Origin of the sequence: Pseudomonas sp. PDM02 (genome assembly GCF_014852285.1) — a bacterium.
GTDB classification, from domain to species: Bacteria; Pseudomonadota; Gammaproteobacteria; order Pseudomonadales; family Pseudomonadaceae; genus Aquipseudomonas; species Aquipseudomonas migulae.
The window spans coordinates 1-6,592 of sequence record NZ_JACVBL010000028.1 but is presented as its reverse complement, the minus strand read 5'-3'; the positions used below and the strand labels follow the sequence as shown (position 1 = coordinate 6,592).

At 59.6% G+C, this 6,592-nt stretch carries 5 protein-coding genes; 1 reads left to right on the top strand and 4 read right to left on the bottom strand.

Translation table 11 applies throughout. The annotated features are described in order from the left end of the window. Positions 1 to 1,105: 1,105 nt before the first annotated feature. Entirely contained in the window at positions 1,106 to 1,894 is a 789-nt protein-coding gene (locus tag IB245_RS28870; protein WP_192496359.1) for an alpha/beta hydrolase, read from the top strand. A gap of 9 nt (positions 1,895 to 1,903) precedes the next feature. Here IB245_RS28870 and IB245_RS28865 read toward each other — a convergent pair whose 3' ends face one another. The 4 genes from IB245_RS28865 to IB245_RS28850 all read right to left on the bottom strand — a co-directional run bounded on the left by IB245_RS28865 (position 1,904) and on the right by IB245_RS28850 (position 6,178). Continuing rightward, a complete protein-coding gene (locus tag IB245_RS28865) occupies positions 1,904 to 2,233 on the bottom strand; it encodes a hypothetical protein (RefSeq protein ID WP_008032532.1) in 330 nt (109 codons plus the stop codon). Positions 2,234 to 2,434: 201 nt separating this feature from the next. Beyond that, positions 2,435 to 3,475, bottom strand: coding sequence for a GGDEF domain-containing protein (locus IB245_RS28860; protein ID WP_223436370.1), 1,041 nt, complete (start codon positions 3,473 to 3,475; stop codon positions 2,435 to 2,437). A gap of 560 nt (positions 3,476 to 4,035) precedes the next feature. After that, positions 4,036 to 5,055 carry an ABC transporter substrate-binding protein gene (locus tag IB245_RS28855; protein ID WP_008028131.1) on the bottom strand — a complete coding sequence of 340 codons (1,020 nt, stop codon included), beginning with the start codon at positions 5,053 to 5,055 and terminating at the stop codon, positions 4,036 to 4,038. A gap of 49 nt (positions 5,056 to 5,104) precedes the next feature. Next, on the bottom strand, positions 5,105 to 6,178 hold the full coding sequence (locus tag IB245_RS28850) for a sigma-54 interaction domain-containing protein (RefSeq protein WP_008028129.1): 1,074 nt from the start codon (positions 6,176 to 6,178) through the stop codon (positions 5,105 to 5,107). Positions 6,179 to 6,592 lie beyond the last annotated feature (414 nt).

Sequence of the window (6,592 nt, the reverse complement as noted above, 5' to 3'; positions counted from 1 at the left end):
GGCCGGGGGCGGCTAACCCGGCATCCATGCCGGGTTGCCCACTGCGCAGAACCTGCGCTCGGCCTCTCGAGGGGGCGCTCAGATCAAAAGCTGAAGGCGAGCTAACGCTCGGCCTGATGAGTGGTGGGAATCAAAAGCGTACGCAGATCCCCCTGTAGGAGCCGGCTTGCCGGCGAAAAACGTCTAGGCGACGCGTTCATTCAGACAGCCCGCGTTATCGTTGGCGTCCATCGCCAGCAAGCTGGCTCCTACAAGGGAAATGCATATGCGTTTGGATAAATACGATCCACTGTAGGAGCCGGCTTGCCGGCGAAAAGCGTCTGGGCAACGTGTTCATTCAGACAACCCGCGTTATCGTTGGCGTCCATCGCCAGCAAGCTGGCTCCTACAAGGGAAATGCATATGCATTTGGATAAATACGATCCACTGTAGGAGCCGGCTTGCCGGCGAAAAGCGTCTAGGCGACGCGTTCATTCAGACAGCCCGCGTTATCGTTGACGTCCATCGCCAGCAAGCTGGCTCCTACAGGGGAAATGCAGATGTGTTTGGATAAATACGATCCCCTGTAGGAGCCGGCTTGCTGCGGGCGGCGTTCCGACGATAGCGGTGGGTCAGTCGACACATCTATCGCCTGAAAGGACGCCATCGCCAGCAAGCCGGCTCCTACAGGGGATCGGTGTACATATCCGGAATGAGGGAACGCGTGCACCAAAGAGCCAGGTCGGCTTTCAGGCCGCCTCGGCGGCTGTGGCGGTAGTCGCCCCCTCGAGAGGCCGAGTGGAGGTTCTGCGCAGTGGGCACCGCGGCAGGGATGCCGCGGTAGCCGCCCCCGGCCATGGATGGCCGATGGCGGCGGGCCCACGGAGCAGGACCGGAGCGAGGGCATGCCGAGCATTAGCGAGGCACCGAACGAAAGGGGCAAAAGCGCTTTGGTTACTTTCGCGCTTTTCGAAAGTGACTCGCCGTAAGGGCGAAACCATACGCAGCCGTTACCGCAGCAACGGATATGCCCCCCTCAAAAACCACACCCCCAAGGGCCCCACCGTGATTCAACTACACTCTGAAAGCGATCAAGCCATCGCGGTCCTCAGACCCAGAGCAGTCAATGCCACCCACTCACGCTAGCCGAATGTCACGCCCCCTGATGTATCTCATCGTCATCGTTACCGCGTTGTACCTGGCGCTCTGCATCGCGCTGTTCGTGTTCCAGCGCGCCCTGATCTACTTCCCGCAACCCGCCGCGCTCGGGGCACCCGAAACGCGGCTCACGCTATCGGTGGCGGACGCACAGGTGCAGGTCACCGTCAAACCGCACGACGGGCCAAATGCACTGATCTATTTTGGTGGAAATGCCGAGGACGTTTCGCGCAACCTGCCCGTATTTTCCCAGGCATTCCCCGACCATGCCCTGTACTTGCTGCACTATCGGGGCTTCGGTGGCAGCACCGGTTCACCTTCCGAAGAGGCGATTTCCCGCGACGCCCTGACCTTGTTCGACAAAGTCTACGACACCCATCCTCACATCGCCGTGGTCGGCCGCAGCCTGGGCTCAGGCGTCGCCGTGCGCCTCGCCAGCCAGCGCCCGGCCTCCCGACTGATCCTGATCACCCCCTACAACAGCCTTGAAGACCTCGCCGTCCGCCAGTACCCGATATTCCCGGTGAAGTGGCTGCTGCAGGACAAGTTCGAATCGTGGAAATACGCCGAGCACATCTCGATACCGACGCTGTTGCTCGCGGCCGGGCAGGATGAAGTCATCCCGCCCTCCAGCACGGAAAAACTCTACGGGCATTTCGCCAAAGGCGTGGCGGCCCTGAAGGTTATTCCTGGCGTGGGGCACAACTCGATCTCCGACAGCCCCGAGTATCTGAAGCTGATGGAAGACGGGTTGTAGGTCACTCGGTCATTTGCGCGCCAATTTAAAGCGCACGCAATCTTCGTAGAAACTCTGGCGCAGTGCCGCGGGTTTGATCCGCGACGGGCTGTCGTAGGTTTGCTCGGTAATACCCATGGCCGTCATGCGCATCCACGGTTTGCTGAACTTGTAGGTCTGTAATTTCTGGCGGGCGGCGTACAGGGAAACGCCAGCCAGTTTGAGTTCCTGGGCTCTGGCTGCAGTGCCCGCGCCCCAGCTGCACATATACCGGTCATTGGCTTGAAGGTCTTTGGCCTGGGCGGAGACGGCGATGCCAGCCAGGCCTAATGAAATCAGCTTAATCCATACATTTCGCATTTAAAGCCAGCCCTAACCACCTGAAATTAAAGTGATTCTGTCTGTAACTTTCGGGCTTCGGGGCCAGCAAATTGCCTTATTTCAAAACTTCTCGGCTTTCCCGTGACCCGCTTGAGTCCGATAACGCCGACCAGGATGACGACGATGCACAAGCCCGGCAGTAAATGGATCCGACCGGCGCTTTGAAAGGCGTTTCAGCGCTTAGCGATGCACCCGGTTCCGCCCTGCGCGCTTGGCCTGGTAGAGCGCGTCATCGGCGCGGGTCAGGAGGCTGTCCAGGTGCTCGCCGGGTTGCGCGAAGGCCACGCCAAAGGATGCCGTGATCGTATCGAGCACCTTGCCATCAACCCGCGCCTTGATCCGTAATGACTGGATTTTCACCCGCAGTTGCTCAGCGAAAACAGCGGCACTCGCCAGGTCGGCACAGTGTTGCAGAATCACGCAGAACTCCTCACCGCCGTATCGCGCAGCCGTGGCGTGGGGTGGCAACGAACTGCGCAACACCTGCCCGACATGCTGCAGCACTCGGTCGCCCAACGGGTGACCGTACTGATCATTGAATTGCTTGAAGTGGTCGATATCCAGCATGACCAGTGCGACGCCCTGGGACTCATTGCTCAGCGCCTGCTCCAGCAAACGGGTAAACGCGGTGCGGTTGAGCAGTTCGGTCAGGCCATCGAGCGTGGCCGCCAGTTGTGCACGCTCAAGCTTGCTGCGCAGGCTCTTGATCTCGCTCTGGGCGGAGTGCAATTGGGTGAGGAACTGTTCCTGCTGACTGTGCATCAGCTGGGTGCTTTGTTGCAGCTCACTCAAAATGCCCGGCAAGCGCTCGTTGACGGGCGACTCGAGCATTTCCAGGCAACGTCCCAGACTGCTCTGAAAGTTGAGATTGCCTTCGACACTGCGCGAAACATCGCGCTGCATGTCGTCCACCAGATTGATCGCCTGTTGCTGCCCGGCGCGGGCCTCTTCCAGCTCGTCGCGAATGATGTAGTCGCGGAAAAGCCGGGTGGCGGATTCCGGCGGGAAGCAATCGAAGTCTTTGACCACCCGGTCCAGATGACGATTGAGTTCGGGGTCCAGACCTTTGCTGTAGGTGTACCACAGCGCGTAATGCACCGGATTGGGCGGGATGTTGTGACGAACCATCAGCGGAATGGCTTGTTTGAGCAGCGCCGCGGCCTCGCGGGAATCTTCCGGATACAGCGCAAGGGCAGTCGCACGCGTCTCTGATTGGCTCATGACATCACTGTGGTTGTTAATGATTGGCAAATGCAAAACGATGCGAGCATAACCATACGCATGACAAACGGCCATCCCCCTGTGTATTGCCGTGCCATTCGGGTTGATTCAGGTCAGTTTTATGGCCTGCATTGGCCACCGCGACAGCGTGCGTACAAGGGCTTTGCGGTGTGCAGATGCTTCGGAGCTGCGAACACGGTCTTGTAGGAGCCGGCTTGCCGGCGATGAGACCTTCATGCCCTGCGGTGTGCCTGAGGACGCCATCGCCAGCAAGCCGGCTCCTACAGTGGTTTTGTGGTGTGCAGATGCTTCGGTGTTGCGAACACGGACCTGTAGGAGCCGGCTTGCTGGCGATGAGGCCTTCATGCCCTGCGGTGTGCCTGAGGACGCCATCGCTGGCAAGCCAGCTCCTACAGGGATTTGTGGTGTGCAGATGCTTCGGAGCTGCAAACACGGTTTTGTAGGAGCCGGCTTGCCGGCGATGAGGCCTTCATGCCCTGCGGCGTGTCTGAGGACGCCATCGCCAGCAAGCCGGCTCCTACAGTGGTTTTGTGGTGTGTTTAGCTGCCGGCGCCGCCGTGTGCTTCTTCGAAGAAGTAGTCCTTCCAGCTGGCCGCCTTGTTCTTCAGCACACCCAGTTCCTGCAGTTTCTCGGCGTAGACCGCCGTGCGCTGCGGCACCACCGTGAAATTGATCTCTGGATCGTTGACGATTTTCTCAACCAGCGGTAGGGCCAGCTTCGATTGTTCGACGCGGATGTAGGTCTGGGCAGCGGCGGATTTGTCGGCCTTGATGATTTTTTCCGCTTCGGCCAATGCGTCGTAAAACGCCTTGTAGGTTTTCGGGTTTTCGTCGTGGAATTTTTCCGTGGTGTACAGCACGTTGAACGTGGCCTGGCCGCCCAGCACGTCGTAGGAACTCAGCACCTTGTGCACGTTGGGATTCTGCAGTTCCTGATACTGGAACGGCGGGCTGGAGAAGTGCGCGTTGATCTCGGAACCTCCGGCGATCAATGCCGCCGTCGCATCCGGATGGGCCAGGCTGATCGAGATGTCGTCGAATTTCTTGTAGTGGTCATTGCCGAACTGCCTGGCCGTTTCGATCTGCAAGGTGCGCGACTGGAACCCTACCCCGGCCGCAGGCACGGCAATGCGATCCTTCTCGGTGAAGTCCTTCAGGCTCTTCACATTCGGGTTGTTGGTCAGCAAATAGTTGGGCATCGATCCCAGCGAGGCAATCGCCTTGACGTTCTGTTTGCCCTTGGTGCGATCCCAGATCGTCAGCATCGGTGGCACGCCCGCCGACACCACATCCAGCGCGCCGGCCAACAACGCTTCGTTCATCGCCGTGGCACCGGAAATGCTGTTCCAGTCGACCTTGATATCGAGGCCCTGGGCCTTGCCGTGCTTCTCGATGAGCTGCTGGTCGCGGACCACATCCAGAATCAGGTAACCGATGCCGAATTGCTGGGCGATGCTGATCTTGCCTTCGGCCTGAGCACCGGGACTGAGTAACGCACTCATCGCCGCCAGGGAGGCTGCCAGGAGGGTCAACGCTGAACGCTTGTAGGGAGTTGCCATGAAATGCTCGCTGTAAGTGGACGAATCAGAAATAAAGCGACGACGAGGACTATTCCTCCACCGCCAGTGTCTTGTTCAACTCCCCGATTTTCTCCAGCCGCGCCCGGACGATGTTGCGGCTGATGTTCAGCAGGCGTCCGGTCTGCAACTGGTTGCCATGGCAGAACCGGTACGCCGCGCGGAAAATGGTTTCTTCGATATGTTCGTAAAGGTCCGGGATGTTCTGTTCGAACAGCGCGTTGAGGGCGGCTTCCAGGTCCACCGGGCCGGCGACGGCGTGGCTGGTTTGGCTGGCCTGTTCCTGGCGGATGCCGGAGGAACGCATGTCCACCAGGTGCAGATCCGCCGGGGCGACCCGCTGATTGCGGCACACCAGCAACGCGTGGTGAATGGAGTTCTCCAGCTCGCGGATGTTGCCTGGCCAGCTGTGCTCCAGCAGTTTGCGTTCGGCTTCGACGCTCAATGACGCGCGGTTGTAGCCCAGACGCTGGCAATGTTCTTCGAGGAAAAACTCGGCCAGCGGCAGGATGTCGCCCGGTCGTTCGCGCAAGGGCGGCAGGCGAATGGTCGCGACGTGCAGACGGTAAAACAGGTCCTCGCGAAAATGCCCGGCGACGACCGCATCTGCAAGGTTGACGTTGGTTGCAGCCACCAGCCTTACGTTGATCGGGATCGGCGTGCGCGAGCCCAGGCGCACCACTTCGCGCTCCTGCAAGACCCGCAGCAGTTTGACCTGCATGTTCAACGGCAGATCACCGATTTCATCGAGAAACAGCGTGCCGCCATTGGCCGCTTCGAACCACCCGGCCTTGTTGGTCGTGGCGCCGGTGAAGGCGCCTTTTTCGTGGCCGAACAGCTCACTTTCCACCAGGGTTTCGGCAAACGCGCCGCAGTTCACCGCCACGAAGGGTTCGCGTCCGCGGCGGCTCAAATTGTGGATATGCCGGGCGACCAGTTCCTTGCCGGTGCCGGTCTCGCCAATGATCAATGTGTTGGCTTCACTGGGCGCCAGGCGCTCGATGCGGCTGAGCAATTCCTGGGAGCGCGGGTCCTTGAACACCAGGACGGTGGCCCGCACCGACTTGGTCAATTCGCGAGCGTTTGGATGAGTGATCAGCGACATGGTGCATTCCTGGCAGTAAAAGCGCGTGCTCAATAGTGCATGAAGTTGTTTAGACTAAAAAATTCTTAATTAGTATTTATATATTCCCAAAAACCATATGCAACGCAACTGCTGCCAGCCTGCTGCTGGAGCAGCAATTGACACGCACCGGCCTGCTTGCACATCAACACCCCACGCTCCCGACCGCTCCCTCCCCTCACCCTGAAACCCAGTCCCTGCGCGGCCTGCAGCGCGTTTTTCGCGCAGTGGCATGCAATCTGCTCTCTCCCATGTGCAGCGCAAAACTTTGTAGGAGCTGGCTTGCCGGCGATGGCGTCCTCAGAAACGCCGCATGGTTTGAAGGCCCTATCGCCAGCAAGCCGGCTCCTACAAGGACTGTGTTCACAACGCAGCAGCATCGGACACCGCAAAACC

Coding starts and splice junctions, on each gene's coding strand:
- IB245_RS28850 (WP_008028129.1), bottom strand. CDS start 6,178: ATGTCGCTGATCACTCATCCAAACGCTCGCGAATTGACCAAGTCGGTG.
- IB245_RS28855 (WP_008028131.1), bottom strand. CDS start 5,055: ATGGCAACTCCCTACAAGCGTTCAGCGTTGACCCTCCTGGCAGCCTCC.
- IB245_RS28860 (WP_223436370.1), bottom strand. CDS start 3,475: ATGAGCCAATCAGAGACGCGTGCGACTGCCCTTGCGCTGTATCCGGAA.
- IB245_RS28870 (WP_192496359.1), top strand. CDS start 1,106: ATGCCACCCACTCACGCTAGCCGAATGTCACGCCCCCTGATGTATCTC.
- IB245_RS28865 (WP_008032532.1), bottom strand. CDS start 2,233: ATGCGAAATGTATGGATTAAGCTGATTTCATTAGGCCTGGCTGGCATC.